Raw genomic sequence first — 14,944 nt, 5'->3', positions numbered from 1 at the left:
TCCGGGCGGGCCCGGCGTGACGCCGAGCCCGCCCGTTTCCGTCCGGCCGCGATCCCTACGCGAGGGGCGCGAGCCGGAACTGCTGGTTGGTTTGTCCGTGGCAGTCGTACAGCTGAATCTGGGCTCCGTTGGCCGTGCTCCAGACGTCCAGGCATCGTCCGGACTGGACGCTGCTGATGGTGCCGTTGGAGTTGACGTTCCACTGTTGATTGGTCTGGCTGTGGCAGCCGTAGATCTGCACCGCCGCGCCGTTGCCGGAGCCCGCCGCGTCCAGGCACATGGTGCCGTACACCTGGAGTTGTTTGCCTGCGGTGTAGGTCCATGCCTGGTTGGTCTGCTTGTTGCAGCCCCAGAGCTGTACCCGGGTGCCGTTGGTGCGTGCGGCGTTGGGTACGTCGACGCACCGGCCGGACTGCGTCCCGACGATCTCGCTGGCCGAGGTGGGCGGGACGGAGGGCGACGCGGTGGGGGTCGGCGTGTTGGTGGGGCTCGGCGTGTTGGTGGGCGTCGCCGTCGGGCTGGTGGGCGTCGAGGGCAGCAACGGGCAGGTGCTGCGGTAGGTGACCACGCCGCTGGAGTCCAGCAACGGGCACAGGAACTGGCTGTACCGGGCGTCGTTGTCGACGAACATCTTGACGAACGGCAGCATGGTGCGGACCATCACCGGGTTCGACCGTCCGACCATGAACCCGTGATCCGCGCCGGCGACCTCCACGTAGACGCTCTCCGTGGTGGCCGGGAGGCTGTTGTACAGGCCGGTGGCGTAGGACGGGGTGACCACCGTGTCCGCCTGCCCAGCGAAGATCATCGTAGGCACCCGGTCGTTGGCCAGGTTCGACGACGGCGAGTACGGCGCGATGCCGACCACTGCCTTCAACGACGGGCGCCGGATGGCCGCGCTCAGTGCGCCACCGCCACCCATCGAGTGACCGGCGACCGCCAACCGGGTGGGATCGACCCGGTCGCGTACCGGGCTCTGCTGGGTCAGGTAGTCCAGTGCGGCGAGCAACTGGGTGCCTCGGGCCGTGTCGAAGTCGTTACGGCTGTTGGTCTCGATGCCGATCACGACGAAGCCGTGGGAGGCCAGCCACGGACCCATCCAGGCCAGTTCGGCGGAGAACAACGCGGTGTAGCCGGGCGAGATCGCGATGGCCCCGAACGTGCCCTGGCTGGTGTCGGTCGGGTAGTAGATCCGGCCGCCGTTGAAGCCGTACCCGGTCGGGACGCTCACCGACGTGTTGGCGAAGGGGCCGTTCACGGCGGTGACGCTGGTCCGGGTGGGGTCCGGGCCTCGCTGGTACGGGTTGTCGGCGGCCGATGCCGATCCGGTCGTCATCGTCAGGGTGAACATCGCGACTGCGGCGGCGATCCCCGCGGCGGCGAGTTTCAGCAGCCGTCCGCGAAGACGGGAGGACACCCGGTTGTCTTCCTCGGGTGGGGGGTGGTTCGCATGTCCGCGCATGGTTGGTACCTCCTGGTGGTGGGTGGGTGCCCCGGCGTTGTCCGTCCGTCAGTGCTGCCGCGTCAGCAGACCCGGGCCGGGCGCCCTCGGAGCAGAATTACCGCCGTCGTTCCGGAAGATGTGAGCGTCAGTGGTCGGGTGCGCCCGGTGGGACGGGTCCGGGGACATCATGCTGATCCTCCGGTGGTGAGAGCGAAAACCACGGGTCGTTAGCGTTAACGTTCACACTCATCGATGGCTCTCAGGCTGGCACGAAGTTCCAGGATTCTCAACCGGTAGTTTCGGGCCTGTTACGGATCGGGAGGTCGGGGAGCGTGTCGCGCTCGACCGGGGGACACCAGCGAGGCGGTCGCGGCGCCTCGGTCTGCTCCCCGCGTCGGAGTGGGTTGCGCGCCACGCATTCTGGGAAGGGGACAGTCCCGAACGCGTACCTCCTCAGTGGACGGAGACTGCCATGCTGGACAACCTTGCCGTGGTCGGAGGTCCGAAGACGCCGGTCTCCCAACCGGTGCTGATCGGCTTCTTCGTCCTCGTCGTGGTGGCCATCGTCGTCATCCTGTTCCTGCGCTCCCGGAGCAAGTAGCACGCGCGACCGGTCGGCCCGGCACGCCGACGGGGGACTGGCGCTGCTCGCCCGGCATCCGGGTGTGGGCGCGTGTCTCCCACGCCCACTGCGCGATGCCGACGCGATTCCGCACGCCCAGCTTGCGGTGGACGCTGGCCAGGTGGGTCTTGACGGTTCCCGTGGTGATGAACAGTCTGGCGCCGATCTCGGGGTTGGTCAGACCGTCGGCCACCAGGGAGACGACCTCCATCTCGCGGTCGGACAGCGCGGGTTCCGGCTTGCGGGCGGGCGCGATCGTGGTCCGGGAGAGTTCGCGGAGCAGCCGAACCGTCACGGTGGGGCTGATCAACGCGTCGCCGGCCACCGCGGCGCGAACCGCCTCGGTGAGAAGCGCCGGCCCGGAGTGTTTGACGAGGAATCCGCTGGCGCCGTGGCGGAGCGCGGTGTGCACGTAGGCATCGAGATCGTAGGCCGTCACCACCACGACGCGCGCCGCGACGGGAGCGTCTGCCGCGCACAGCCTGCGTGTCAGTTCGAGTCCGTCCATCCCGGGCATGCGGATGTCGGCGATGACGACGTCGGGACGCAGTCGCCGAGTCAGGGTCAGCGCCGTCGCACCGTCGGCGGCCTCGCCGACGACCTCGATGTCCGTGGCGGCCCCCAGGATGGTGCGGAACCCGAAGCGGACGGAGTGCTGATCATCAGCGAGGAGTACGCGGATGGTCATGCTGTCGTCCGCAGCACGTCGGCGGGCAGGTCGGCACGTAGTTGCCATCCAGCGGGCGACTGCGGCCCGTAGTCGAGCGTGCCGCCGAGCATGTCGACTCGTTCGGCCAGGGCGTTCAGCCCGGTGCCGCTGCGCCGTCGTACCGGATCGCGCCGACTGTGCATCGGTGCGGGGCTCCGCTGGTCGGTGGGTGACGTGTTCGTCACGGCCACGGTGACGCCTTCGAGCCTGCGGTGCAGCCGTACGTCGACGGCGGCCCCGGGGTGGGCATGGCGGCGCACGTTCGTGAGCGCTTCGACAACCACGCGGTAGGCGGTCGTGCTCGCCTCGGGCAGCAACGAGGACTCGAGCCCCGGATCGACAGCGACGGTGACGGGTCCGTCCCAGGCGGCCGCGTACCGCCGGATCAGGTTCGGCAACTCGCTGGCATCCGGCAAGGGCGTGCGGACCGCGCCAGCGACATCCTCAAGTTCCCGGAGCAGCCGGATGGTGCGATCCATCGCGTTCAACGCGCGGGTGCCGTCCGCCTCGATGGCCTGGAGTACCTCGGCGACGTCGACACCCTCGTCGAGCAGGATCCGTCCGGCCTGCGCCTGGATCACCATCGCGCTGACGTCATGGGCGACGAAGTCGTGGAGGTCGGTGGCGAGTTGGACGCGTTGCGCCCGGCGAGCCAGCCGGACGGCGCGTACCCGGGCCTCGTCGAGGCGGCGCAGGTACCGACCGGCGGCGATGCCGGCGAACCCGGCCAGCGACCAGAAGACGCAGACGGCGACGCGGTCGCGCCAGCCCAGCTCGGCGGCCCCGGTGATCGGAACGGCCAGCACGCTCTCCGCGAGGATCGCCACGGCGACCGTCAGTGTCGAGATGCGGGACGTGGCCATCCGGCAGACCAGGGCGAGGTAGGCGACCAGGACTGCCGTGGTCAGCAGGGGCCACGGCCCCGCCGGCATGGGAGCGCCGGCGTGGTGCCACAGCGCCACCGCGCCGAGTGACAGCACGGACACCACGACGCTGCTCACGCCGGTCAGGTGCCGGGCGCGCGGCCAGATCGCCGCGTGCCCGGCGAGCGTCGCAAGGGCCAGCACGGCTACGAGGGCGAGCGGTGGGTGGCCGCCCGAACCCCAGACCCCGGCCGGTACGACGACAGCGAGGCAGGCGCCGATCGCCGTACTCGCTCGTGCCGTACGGCTGCGGGACACCCGCCCGTACCGGGCTCCCAGGGCGTTCAGCGAGATCACGAGGTCACCGTAACCGCATCGCGCTGCCGACCGGTATCTACCGATCGGCAGATGGCGAGGGGTTCCTGAGCGCGGCGATGCTGGCGTCACGATGCCGGTCACGGGCGTGGCTGGCTCACCCACGGGGAGAACAGAGATGCACGCAGCACTGACGGATGACGTACCGGCATCACGACACCATCGATATGTCGCCGGCTGGCCGGAGGCCGGCGTCCTGGTCGGGTCCCTCCTGCTGGTCGCTGTCGGGGTCCTGTGGTGGCTGCGCCCGAGCAGCTACCCGTTCGGCCCGCAGGACCGGTTCGCGGACCTCTCCCTCATGACCTACGTACCGTCGGACACGGCTGTCGCGCTCGCCCTGACGGCCGGCGTCGTCGGGCTGGCGCTGGCCGGTCTGCTCCGCAGCGGCCGGGTCGGCGCGGCGGTCCGGGTCGGCGGCATCGTGGTCGCCGCCGTCGCGGCGACGCTGCTCGGCTTCCTGGTTCCCGACATCCAGGTGCTCACCATCACCGCGTACCTGATGACGCTGGCGGTGCCTGCCGCGATCACCGCCGCACTGGCCACGCGCCTGTTCAGGTCCGCGAGGCCACGCAGCGGTCGCGCCGCGGGCGCCGGTGGCATCACCGTCGGAGCGGCAGCCTTCGTCGCGCTGCTGCTGTGGTTGGGCTACATCGCCCGCGACGCCGAACCGATCGGCTACCGACCGTTCGTCGTGTTCGGATCCCTGGCCGTCGGCGCCTGTTGGGCTGCGGTGTTGGTCCGTCTCCTGCGGCACCACCGCGGCCACTGCCAGTCCTGTGGACGCCCGGGAGCGGCGTGGACGACACCAGCGGCGGCGTCGTCCTGGGGTCGCGTCCTGACCTGGGCCGCCGCCCTGTGCCCCCTGCCGTACGTGGTGACCAGACTGAGCTGGCTGACGCCCTGGCCCATCGGGGAAAGCGCCGAGACCCTCGCCGCACACCCCGGTCTCCGCATCTTCGGACTGGCCCTCGCGGTCGCCGGCGAGGCAGGCACCTGGCTGACTCTCGGCTTGATCCGGCCCCGCGGCGAGGTCTTCCCACGCTCGTTGCCGTTTGTCGGCGGTCGCCCGGTACCCGTCCACGCGGCGGTCATACCCGGCCTGATCGTGGCCCTCATGATGTGCATCGCCGGCCATTCGCTGGTACAGCAGTCCTTCGGGGCCGGAACCGACCTCTCGGAACATCTCCTGGTCCTGTTGATGCCCTTCCCGCTCTGGGGGCTCCTGCTCGCCGCCGCCACCCTCGCCTACTGGTACCGGCGACGCCCCGAATGCCGCGTGTGCACACCTGTCCCGACCGCCGTCCCACGGGTCCATGGGAGAGTGCATCCGTGACCACGTGGGCTGCCGGCGACTATCCGGCCATGGCGCGGCGGCTGATGCCGGTCGCCGAAACGGTGGTGGCGGCCGCCGCGATACGGCCGGGTGAACAGGTGGTCGACGTGGCCACCGGTACGGGCAACGCGGCGATACTGGCCGCCCGGTGCGGAGCCCGTACCGTCGGGGTGGACCTGGAGCCGGCGCTTGTGGAACTGGCCCGGCGTCGGTCCGCGGACGACGGCCTGGCGGTCGACTGGCAGGTCGCGGACGCCTGTCGCCTGCCGCTTCCCGATGATGCGGCCGACGTGGTCCTGTCGGTGTTCGGCGTCATGTACGCGAACGACCACGAAGCGGCGGCCCGGGAACTGAGCCGGGTGTGTGCCCCCTCGGGCCGGGTCCTGCTGGCCGCCTGGACACCGGGCAGTCTGCTGCCGGCCATGGGCCAGGTGCTCGGCGGATATCTACCGCCGCCTCCGGCCGGAGGCGCCCCACCGAGCCGATGGGGTGACCGCACGCTCGTCGGCCAGATCCTGGCAGACGCCGACCTGCGGATCACGTCGACCGTCGTGCACCGGTTGGGCCTGAGCTTCGCCAACGCCGACGCGGCGACCAGCCTGCTCATCGACACCGCCGGTCACGTCGTCACCGAACGGGATCGGCTGGTGGCCCAGGGCCGGTGGGAGGCGTTGCGCGCGGACCTGCGCTCGTTCGTCGGCGACCGTGGGGTGGCCGACGGCGGTCGTCTCCGGTTGGAGGTCGAGTACCTGCTCACGACGGCGGTACCGGCAGCGGCGGTGATGCCGTGACGCGGGCCGGTCTGGACAAGCAGCCGCCAACGGTCGCCGCGATGTTCGACGGCGTCACCGAACGGTACGACCCCTGATCGAGTCCATCCGCGTCTGGCCGGATCAGCGGGACCTGGCGGAGCGGATCGCCGCGTCGGGCTGGCGGCGGGTGGGTTGGCGCAACCTCAGTGGCGGTGTCGCCGCGCTGCACCGCGCCACCCGCCGTTGAGGACGTGTTCGCCCCATCGCGGAGACAGCGGGTACGACTCAGTCGACCCGCCGGGCCAGCACCTGCCCCGGCCAGGAGCCAGCTCGGAAGGTGTCGGTGGGGGTGAACCCGTTGCGCTCGTAGAACGCCACCAACTCGCCACCACCGCCCGCCCAGCAGTCCACCCGGAGCAACCGCACGCCGGCGCGTCGGGTCTCCTCCACGGCGTGCGCCAACAGGGCCGCTCCGAGGCGTCGACCGGCGAACCGTCGGTCGGTCACCAGGAGGCGGACGTACCGCTCGGGTTCTGCCGCGGGCGCGATCGGTGCGCGCGGGCTGGGCCCGGAGTCCAGCACCAGGGTCGCGGCTGGTGTCCCGTCCAGCTCAGCGATGTACGGGAGGTTCTCGGTCAGGTACCGGTCGACCAGGTCGGCCCCGCCGGGCTTCGCGGAGAACGGGGTGGTGCCCCACTGCTCGGTATTGCCCCGATCGTTCATCCACGTCACCGCGGCGTCGAGCATCTTCAGTACGGCGGGTGCGTCGGCCGGGCTACCGCGTCTGATCCGTACGCCGTCGGTGCTGTCCTGCATGGCGAAATGGTAGGCGGGCCGGTAGCCGACGGCGACGCGCCGCCCGGGAAAGTGCCCGGGCGGCGCGTCTCCGGCAGTAGCCGGATGTGGCACTAGGCGCGCGTGCTCCACTGCTGGTTGGCGCTGCCTTGGCAGGCCCAGAGGTGCAGTTGCGTTCCGTTGCCCGTGCCGGAGTTGACGGCGTCGAGGCAGAGCCCCGACTGGGCAGAGGTGATGGTGCCGTTGGCGTTCAGGTTCCACTGCTGGTTGGCCTGGCCGTTGCAGTCCCAGATGATGACAGCGGTGCCGTTGCTGCTGCCCGCGCCGCTGGCGTCCAGGCACTTGTTGCCGTAGACGGTCAGGGCGCGGTTGGAGGTGTGGGTCCAGCGCTGGTTGGTGCGACCGTGACAGTCCCACAGCGCCGGGCGGGCCCCGTTGGTGGTGCTGGAACCGGGGACGTCGACGCAGCGGCCGGACTGGCTACCCACGATCTGCACGTTCTGCTGACCACCCGGCGGCGGGCTCGACGGCGGGGGAGTGGTGGTGGGCGGTGCGCTGGTGGGCGGCACGGTGGACCCGAACTGGCTGAAGAACCGCCACACCTCCTGCTTGACCCAGCTCCGCGCGCCGCTCTCACAGCCGGCACACCCGTCCACCGGCCCCTGCTGGTGGCCGCCGTCGAAGGCGGCCCAGAGCACCGGGTATCCGGGCTGGCACGAGTACGCGGTGGTGATGTGGGTCAGGCTGCCCGCCCGCGGTTCCGGCGGGGTCTGCGCGGCACAGCCGTTGTTCCGGACGAACCTGTCGCGCAGCGACCGTCCGCTCCCGATGTTGTCGTTGATGCCGTGAATCCCCAGGTACGCCACTGGCTGGGTGCCGCCGCTGCATCCGCTGATCGCCCCGGGGGCGGCGATTGCCGCGACCGCACGGAACACGTTCGGCCGGGAACACGCCAACGAGTAGCTCATCGCGCCGCCGTAGCTGAACCCGACCGAGAAACGTTGGGTGGTGTCCACACAGAGCGCGTTGTCGATCATGCGGATCATGTCGTCGGTGAAGGTGACGTCCTCACCGTTGGAGTTGCCCCAGCCGCCGTTGAGGCCCTGCGGGGCGACGAAGATCGTCGTGTTGTTCGCCTGCGAGAGCATGCCGTAGTAGGCCCACGACGCTCCGTCGGTGCCGCCGCCCGCGACCTGGCTGGAGGTGCCGCCCAACCAGTGGAACCCGAAGGCCAGCCGGTGGGCATAGGTGTTGTTGTAGTTGTCGGGCAGCCGAAGGATGAAGCTGCGGCTCTTTCCGCTGCTCTGGATGGTGTGGGTGCCGCTGTTCAATCCGGGCGCCTTGCCGCAGCCGGCGGTGCTGGCCGCGGATGCGGATGCGCCGGTCATGATGACGTACGCCCCGACGGCGACCATCATCATGGCGGCCATGGCCGCCCCTATCCAGGGGGTGGTGAGTTTTCGAAGTGGCACAGTCAAACCTCCTTGGGTATGCGTTGCTGACGACGTGCGGCATTCGACCCGCGTCGGCGACACGCAGCTGGGCGGACGTCCCGTTCTGATTGGCGGGACAACGACCAGCGGGGGACGGCGTGGCTGGACGCGGCGATGCCGGAGTCCGCACGGGCAGGGACGGGCGTCGCGGCGGCGATCGCCCGTCGTCTGGGCAGGACGACTGTGCGTCCTGCCGCGGCCGTGGGGATGTTGCCGGCCGCCCGTGCACGGGTATGACGCGTGAAGGCGGAGCTGACTGTCGGCCGATCCGATGGCATCGTGATCCTTCCGCAGTCGAGATCCGTTTACCGCGCCGAAATAGATTAGCATCATCGTCTGACGTATGACGTCACTACGTAGCGTGATGCTGGCCGACGGTCCGCTGCCCGTTCCGAGCGCGACGCCGATGCGCCGGAGATGCCCCGCAGATCGTCGCGGTGCAGCTGGCTCTCATCTGGACGGTGTCCGTGCACCCCCTCGCCGACATGGTCGAGGGTGTGTCGAGCACTCCTCGGGGTAGCGGTAGGGGAAGCACGCAGGGACCCCGGAGGAGGACGAGATGACCGAGCCCAGGTACGTACCAATCGCACTGGCCGCCCCCGAACAGCTCATCGACGACGACGGCGCGGGTGCCGACGCTGGCGGGGAGATCGTCGGCGCGGACGACGCGGCGGCCGACGCCGCCCGGACCGGAGCGGACGTGGACCTGTCCCACGCCGCCCGCGACAGCGACGGCGTTCCGACAGGTGCCGCGGACGCCGAGGCCGACCGCCACCGTGCCGCCGGCGACGGGTGAGCCGACGCGGTGCCACCGGCCCGCCCCGCCGTTGCCTGGCGGCGGGGTGGGCCGGAAACGCCGCCGCCGAACCCGGAACCAGCAACGCCGGTGGCCGAGCCGCACGCGGCGTTGGCGGCACTCGGCGTGGCGCAGGTCACGGCGGCCGTGGCGGAGGTCGAGCAGACCGGACCCGCATCCGCCGCGCCGGCGGCCACCTCCAGCCCAGGGCAGGTGAGCCCTGCTTGGACCGCCGATGCGGGTGATGGAAGATGGGCGGATGCTTGTGCGGGACCGCAACAACGTGATGGTGACCGGTCGTGAGGGCGGCCCGACTCTTGTGCTCGCGCACGGCTTCGGCTGCGATCAGCAGATGTGGCGCCATCTGGTCGCCGAAATCGGACAATGGGCCCAGTTGGTGTTGTTTGATCATGTCGGATCAGGTAAGGCCGACCCGATGGCCTGGGACGCAGACCGGTACGCCTCCCTGGACGGCTACGCCGACGACGTGCTGACCATCTGCCAGGACCTCGACCTCCAGCAGCCGATCTTCGTCGGGCACTCGGTGAGTTCGAGCATCGGGGTCCTCGCGGCGAACCGCGAACCGGACCGCTTCTCCGCACTTGTCCTGGTCACCCCGTCGCCGTGCTACATCGATGACGAGAACTACCGGGGCGGCTTCACTCGCGAGGACATCGACGACCTGCTCGATTCACTCGACAGCAACTACCTCGGCTGGTCGTCGACCATGGCGCCCGTGATCATGGGCAATCCCGAGCGGCCGGAGCTGGGTGAAGAGTTGACGGCTAGCTTCTGCCGGACGGATCCCGCCATGGCGCAGGTGTTCGCCCGGGCGACGTTCCTGTCCGACAACCGCACGGATCTCGCCAGCGTGAGAGTTCCGACCCTGATCCTGCAGTGTGCTCAGGACGCCATCGCACCGCCCGAGGTGGGGGCATTCGTCCATCGGCAGATTCCTGGAAGTCGACTCGTCACACTGGATGCGACAGGGCACTGCCCGCAGTTGAGCGCGCCGGAGGCGACGGCCGCAGCGATCACGTCGTTCGTCAGGGCCGCCTACCGATGACCGCCACCGCGGGGCCCGACCCGGACGGTCAGGGCCTGGGCGATGACGGGAGTGCCCAGCCGAGTGGGGTCGGTTTTCCTGCCCTGCTTGAAGACAACCTCGAAGACCTGTACGAAAATGCGCCCTGCGGGTACCTGTCCACCCTGCTGGACGGCACCATCGCGAAGATCAACGAGACGTTGCTGGGCTGGCTCGGCTACCGCCGCGAGGAGCTCGTCGACCGGCGTCGCTTCAGTGATCTGCTCACCGGTGGCGGCCGGATCTACCACGAGACCCACTTCGCGCCGATGCTCGCCATGCAGGGCGAGATCGCCGGTGTCTCCCTCGAACTTCGCACCAGGGACGGCTCCCGGATGCCGGTCCTCGTCACGTCAGTCGTCAAGACCGGCAGCGAGGGGCAACCCCAACTCATCCGGACGGCCATCTTCGACGCGAAGATGCGCCGCGCCTACGAAAGAGAGCTTCTCCACGCCCGCAGGGCCGCGGAGCGCGAGGACCAACGGCTACGACATCTCGTCAGCCAACTGCAACGCAGTCTCCTGCCCGCCGTACTGCAGACCCCGCCCGGGCTGGAGAGCGCCGCGTACTACCGGGCCGCCTCCACCGACCAGGTCGGCGGCGACTTCTACGACCTGTTCCCGCTCATCGACGGCCGCTGGGGGTTCTTCCTCGGCGACGTCAGCGGCAAAGGCGTCGAAGCGGCCGCCGTCACCGCCCTGGCCCGCTACACGTTGCGCGCCGCGACCGTCTACGACCCCGATCCCGCTGCCGCGCTGCACAACCTCAACACCGTGCTCTGGCAGGAATACCGCTCGGACGCGCGCTACTGCACCGTCGTGTTCGGCATCCTCACACCCACGCCGGCCGTCGGCGGTTTCACCGCGATCATCGCCAGCGGCGGGCACCCGGAACCGTTGCTGCTGCGTGCCGACGGCGCGACCCACTACCACCCCACCAAGGGCCGTATCGTGGGGGCCTTCCCGCAGTCCCGGTACACCAACACCACGATCGTGGCGAACCCCGGCGACACGTTGTTCCTCTACAGCGACGGACTCACCGAGGCTCGTGTCGATGGCGGTGAGACCGCCGACGGTCGCTACGGAGCGGCGGCTCTCGCCCGATTTGCCGGCTCTCTCGCGCCCGCCACCGCCGCCGATACCGTCGCCGCCGTCACCGATCTGCTCGACACGTTCGGCGACGGGCTCACCGACGACACCGCGGTCCTGGCCATCGGCGCCCCACCGATGCGACGCTGACCGGCCAAACCCCAGAAGCCCGCTGGTTGCCGGCCGCCGATCGGCGCGGCGCGACGCCGGGCGATGCCGTCGGAGGCGGCGGCACCGGAGACAGGTCGTACGAGGCGACCAGGCCACACCGGTCGGCCGGGGGCGGGTGGCAGACTCATCGGCGTGAACGACGTGGCCGCTTCGTCGGTGGATGGTGAGCTGGAGAGCGTCAGTCTGGTGGACCTCGCCGTCTCCCGGCTGACCCGGGAGATCCTCAGCGGCAAGAGCGACCCGGGCGAACGCCTGGTGGAGGAGCAGCTGACCCGACGGCTGGGGATCAGCCGGGCTCCGTTGCGGGAGGCGCTGCGGTTGTTGGCCCAACAGGGACTGGTCGAGCACGTGCCGCGGCGGGGAGTCCGGGTGGCCACCCTGTCGGACCGCGACGTGCGGGAGCTGTACGAGCTGCGGGACATGTTGGAACAGTTCGCGGTGCGGGCCGGGATCCCGGTCGGCCGGGAGAGCGACCTGGCCGGGTTGCGGGCGACCCTGGACCAGATGAGGGAGGCGACCCGGTCCGGCGACCGGATGGCGGTCGCCGAGTCGCACCGGGAGTTCCACGTCGCGCTGGTGGCGCTCGCCGGTAACCGCCAACTGTCCGCCGTGTACGGCTCGATCCTGGTGAAGTTGCAGCTCTACATGGCGATCAACCTGCGCCGGGAGGCCGAGTTGGCGCAGCCGCTGGACGGGGTCCACCGGCACGAGCGGCTGTTCGAGGCGGTCGCCGGGGGAGACGCGGAGGAGGTGCTCACCGTGCTCGCGGGGCACGGGGCGCGCTCGTACCTCGGTTAGGCGCGGCGCGGCCCGGGTGCCGTCATGTCGTCGTTACACAGCGCGCTGGTTCCCGTAACAGTTCGGTCGACAATCGACTGTATGCCAGAACCAGTAGGGTCCATTTCGGAGCTTCGGTCGGCGTACCGCGATGGCGGCCTGACCCCGGCGGCCCAGGCCGAGCGCGTCCTGGACGGGCTTGCCGGACGTGCCGGCGGGCCGGTCTGGATCAGCACCGTCCCGGCTGAGCACCTGCGCGAACGCGCCGAGTCGCTGACCCGCCACGGTGATCCCGCGCTGCCGCTGTACGGCATCCCGTTCGCGGTCAAGGACAACATCGACGTGGCCGGCATGATCACCACCGCCGGCTGCCCCGACTTCGGGTACCGCGCCGCCGAGGACGCGCCGGTGGTGCGCCGACTGCTCGACGCCGGCGCGATGCTCGTCGGCAAGACCAACCTCGACCAGTTCGCCACCGGCCTGACCGGCGCACGCTCGCCCTACGGCAGCTGCGAGAGCGTCTTCGGTGGCGGGCTGATCTCCGGCGGCTCCAGCTCCGGCTCCGCGGTCGCGGTCGCCGCCGGCCAGGTCAGCTTCGCCCTGGGTACGGACACCGCCGGCTCCGGTCGGGTGCCGGCGGCACTGAACGGGATCGTCGGCCTCAAACCCACCCGGGGTCTGCTCAGCGCGGCCGGTGTCGTGCCGGCCTGCCGCTCGCTGGACTGCGTGTCGGTCTTCGCCGCCGACGTCGCCGGCGCCGTCGAGGTGTTGCACGCGGCCCGTGGCGTCACGGCGGCCGACCCCTGGGGACGTCCGCTGCCGGCGGAGCGGGTGGTTGCCCGCCTGCCGGGGACGCTCCGCCTCGGAGTGCCCCGGGCAGAGGACCTGGAGTTCTTCGGCGACGCCGGGCAGGAGGCTCGGTTCGTCGCGGGAGTGCAACGGCTGCGCACCTTCGTCGGGACCCCTCGGTCGGTGCCGCTCGGCGACTTCTTCGAGGCAGGCGACCTGCTCTACCGGGGACCCTGGGTCGCCGAGAGGCTCGTCGCGCTGGACGGCTTCCTGCGGTCGCATCCCGAGTCGGTCCTCGCGGTCACCCGGACCGTGCTGGAGACCGGGCGGCGCTACGACGCCATCGACGCCTTTCGGGGCCAGCACCGCCTGCGCGAGCTGCGGGCGCAGGTCGACCAGCTCTGGCAGGACATCGACGTGCTGGTCGTGCCCACCGTCGGCACCACGTTCACGCTCGACGAGATCGCCGAGGACCCGATCGGGCGCAACGCCATGCTCGGCCGCTACACCCAGTTCGCGAACCTGCTCGACCTGGCCGCGGTGACCGTACCCAACGGGTTCACCAGCACCGGTCGCCCGGCGAGCCTGACCCTGGTCGGCCCGGCGTTCAGCGACACCACCCTGTCCCGCCTGGCCGCCACCCTCACCGACGGCGGCCCACCAACCCGAACGGTCGAGGTCAGCTCACCACCGGCGCAGCGTCCGGCGGAACTCCTGGTCGCCGTGGTGGGCCGGCACCTGACGGGCGAGTCCCGCAACGGTGAGCTGGTCGGGCAGGGTGCCGCGCTCGTCGACACCGCCCGCACCGCGCCGCTCTACCGGCTCGTCCGGATGGACACCCCCGACGGCGAGGGACTGCCCGGCCTGGTCCGCGTGGCACCGGACGAGCCGGCGGGTCATTCGATCGAGGTCGAGCTGTGGCGACTGCCCGGCTCCGCCGTCGGCGGTCTGCTGGCCGGGGTCCCGGCCCCACTCTCGCTCGGCTGGGTCCGGCTCGACGACGGGCGCGACGTGCTCGGTTTCCTCTGCGAGGCGTACGCCGCCGGCCCGCCGGCCGAGGACATCAGCGCCACCGGAGGGTGGCGGGCCTACCGCCGCGCCGCCACCCGGCGCTAGCGCGGACAGGCACCAGCGACGACGACAGGAGGCGAGAGGATGGGCAGCATCGGGCCGGTACCGGCCAACCCCTACCCGTGGCCGTACGACGGCGCGGCGGACACCGCGCGAACCGCACTGCTCTGTATCGACTGGCAGACCGACTTCTGCGGACCGGGCGGCTACGTCGACGCGATGGGTTACGACATCGGCCTCACCCGGGCCGGCCTGCCGGCCACCGCCCGGCTGCTGGAGCACGCCCGATTGCTGGGAATGCTCGTCGTCCACACCAGGGAGGGGCACGACCCGCAACTGTCGGACCTGCCGGCGAACAAGCGGTGGCGGTCGGCCCGCATCGGCGCCGAGATCGGCACGCCCGGCCCGGCCGGCCGGATCCTGATCAGGGGCGAGCCGGGCTGGGAGATCGTGCCCGAGGTCGCCCCGGTGACCGGCGAGGTGATCATCGACAAGCCCGGCAAGGGCGCCTTCTACGCCACCAACCTCGACCTGGTGCTGCGCACCCGGGGCATCACCCACCTGATCCTCACCGGCATCACCACCGACGTCTGCGTGCACACCACGATGCGCGAGGCGAACGACCGGGGGTACGAGTGCCTGATTCTCTCCGACTGCACCGGCGCCACCGACAAGGCCAACCACGACGCGGCACTGCACATGGTCACCATGCAGGGCGGCGTCTTCGGCTGCGTCACCACATCCGACGACGTCATCGCCGCCACGGCCCAGTGAGGTGCGCC

At 70.7% G+C, this 14,944-nt stretch carries 14 protein-coding genes and 1 pseudogene; 10 read left to right on the top strand and 5 right to left on the bottom strand.

Going from position 1 to position 14,944, the window contains the following annotated elements:
• Positions 1-55: 55 nt before the first annotated feature.
• A complete protein-coding gene (locus tag AB0C01_RS13395) occupies positions 56-1,462 on the bottom strand; it encodes a ricin-type beta-trefoil lectin domain protein (protein ID WP_357255245.1) in 1,407 nt (468 codons plus the stop codon).
• A gap of 454 nt (positions 1,463-1,916) precedes the next feature.
• Between AB0C01_RS13395 and AB0C01_RS13390 the strand changes: the two genes are divergently transcribed.
• Positions 1,917-2,045: a hypothetical protein gene (locus AB0C01_RS13390; protein WP_357255242.1), complete on the top strand. Its 129-nt coding sequence runs from the start codon at positions 1,917-1,919 to the stop codon at positions 2,043-2,045.
• Here the strand turns inward: AB0C01_RS13390 and AB0C01_RS13385 are convergent.
• Together AB0C01_RS13385 and AB0C01_RS13380 are read right to left on the bottom strand one after the other, a co-directional pair.
• The gene (locus AB0C01_RS13385; RefSeq protein ID WP_357571216.1) at positions 2,014-2,754 is read right to left on the bottom strand and encodes a response regulator transcription factor; all 741 of its coding nucleotides are present in this window, start codon (positions 2,752-2,754) and stop codon (positions 2,014-2,016) included. The genes AB0C01_RS13390 and AB0C01_RS13385 overlap by 32 nt on opposite strands.
• Positions 2,751-3,995, bottom strand: a complete 1,245-nt coding sequence (locus AB0C01_RS13380) for a histidine kinase (RefSeq protein WP_357255236.1) — start codon at positions 3,993-3,995, stop codon at positions 2,751-2,753. The genes AB0C01_RS13385 and AB0C01_RS13380 overlap by 4 nt, the downstream gene beginning before the upstream one ends.
• Positions 3,996-4,131: 136 nt before the next feature.
• Between AB0C01_RS13380 and AB0C01_RS13375 the strand changes: the two genes are divergently transcribed.
• The 3 genes and pseudogenes from AB0C01_RS13375 to AB0C01_RS13365 form a co-directional block, all read left to right on the top strand.
• Positions 4,132-5,346 carry a hypothetical protein gene (locus AB0C01_RS13375; RefSeq protein ID WP_357571215.1) on the top strand — a complete coding sequence of 405 codons (1,215 nt, stop codon included), beginning with the start codon at positions 4,132-4,134 and terminating at the stop codon, positions 5,344-5,346.
• Positions 5,343-6,137: a class I SAM-dependent methyltransferase gene (locus AB0C01_RS13370; protein WP_357255231.1), complete on the top strand. Its 795-nt coding sequence runs from the start codon at positions 5,343-5,345 to the stop codon at positions 6,135-6,137. Before AB0C01_RS13375 ends, AB0C01_RS13370 begins: the two co-directional genes overlap by 4 nt.
• 73 nt (positions 6,138-6,210) lie before the next feature.
• Positions 6,211-6,345 (top strand): annotated as a pseudogene (locus AB0C01_RS13365) (class I SAM-dependent methyltransferase); the annotation flags it as partial.
• A gap of 38 nt (positions 6,346-6,383) precedes the next feature.
• On the opposite strand, the gene AB0C01_RS13360 reads toward AB0C01_RS13365, so the two are convergent.
• The gene (locus AB0C01_RS13360) at positions 6,384-6,914 is read right to left on the bottom strand and encodes a GNAT family N-acetyltransferase (RefSeq protein WP_357571214.1); all 531 of its coding nucleotides are present in this window, start codon (positions 6,912-6,914) and stop codon (positions 6,384-6,386) included.
• 92 nt (positions 6,915-7,006) lie between these two features.
• Positions 7,007-8,314, bottom strand: coding sequence for a ricin-type beta-trefoil lectin domain protein (locus AB0C01_RS13355; RefSeq protein ID WP_357255317.1), 1,308 nt, complete (start codon positions 8,312-8,314; stop codon positions 7,007-7,009).
• A gap of 631 nt (positions 8,315-8,945) precedes the next feature.
• Between AB0C01_RS13355 and AB0C01_RS13350 the strand changes: the two genes are divergently transcribed.
• The 6 genes from AB0C01_RS13350 (at position 8,946) to AB0C01_RS13325 (ending at position 14,936) form a co-directional block, all read left to right on the top strand.
• Complete coding sequence (locus tag AB0C01_RS13350) at positions 8,946-9,182, top strand: hypothetical protein (protein ID WP_357255225.1); 237 nt, start codon at positions 8,946-8,948, stop codon at positions 9,180-9,182.
• A 235-nt stretch (positions 9,183-9,417) separates the two neighbouring features.
• Positions 9,418-10,248, top strand: coding sequence for an alpha/beta hydrolase (locus AB0C01_RS13345; RefSeq protein WP_357571213.1), 831 nt, complete (start codon positions 9,418-9,420; stop codon positions 10,246-10,248).
• The gene (locus AB0C01_RS13340) at positions 10,245-11,504 is read left to right on the top strand and encodes a SpoIIE family protein phosphatase (protein WP_357255220.1); all 1,260 of its coding nucleotides are present in this window, start codon (positions 10,245-10,247) and stop codon (positions 11,502-11,504) included. The genes AB0C01_RS13345 and AB0C01_RS13340 overlap by 4 nt, the downstream gene beginning before the upstream one ends.
• A 153-nt stretch (positions 11,505-11,657) precedes the next feature.
• Positions 11,658-12,323 carry a GntR family transcriptional regulator gene (locus AB0C01_RS13335; RefSeq protein ID WP_357255217.1) on the top strand — a complete coding sequence of 222 codons (666 nt, stop codon included), beginning with the start codon at positions 11,658-11,660 and terminating at the stop codon, positions 12,321-12,323.
• Positions 12,324-12,404: 81 nt separating this feature from the next.
• Positions 12,405-14,207 (top strand): allophanate hydrolase, encoded by a 1,803-nt coding sequence (gene atzF / locus AB0C01_RS13330; protein ID WP_357255214.1) that lies wholly within the window; start codon positions 12,405-12,407, stop codon positions 14,205-14,207.
• 39 nt (positions 14,208-14,246) lie between these two features.
• Complete coding sequence (locus tag AB0C01_RS13325; RefSeq protein WP_357255211.1) at positions 14,247-14,936, top strand: isochorismatase family cysteine hydrolase; 690 nt, start codon at positions 14,247-14,249, stop codon at positions 14,934-14,936.
• The last annotated feature ends 8 nt before the right edge of the window (positions 14,937-14,944 follow it).

Origin of the sequence: Micromonospora sp. NPDC048905 (assembly GCF_040649655.1) — a bacterium.
Taxonomy (GTDB): Bacteria; Actinomycetota; Actinomycetes; order Mycobacteriales; family Micromonosporaceae; genus Micromonospora.
This window is presented reverse-complemented; position numbering and strand designations above follow the sequence as displayed.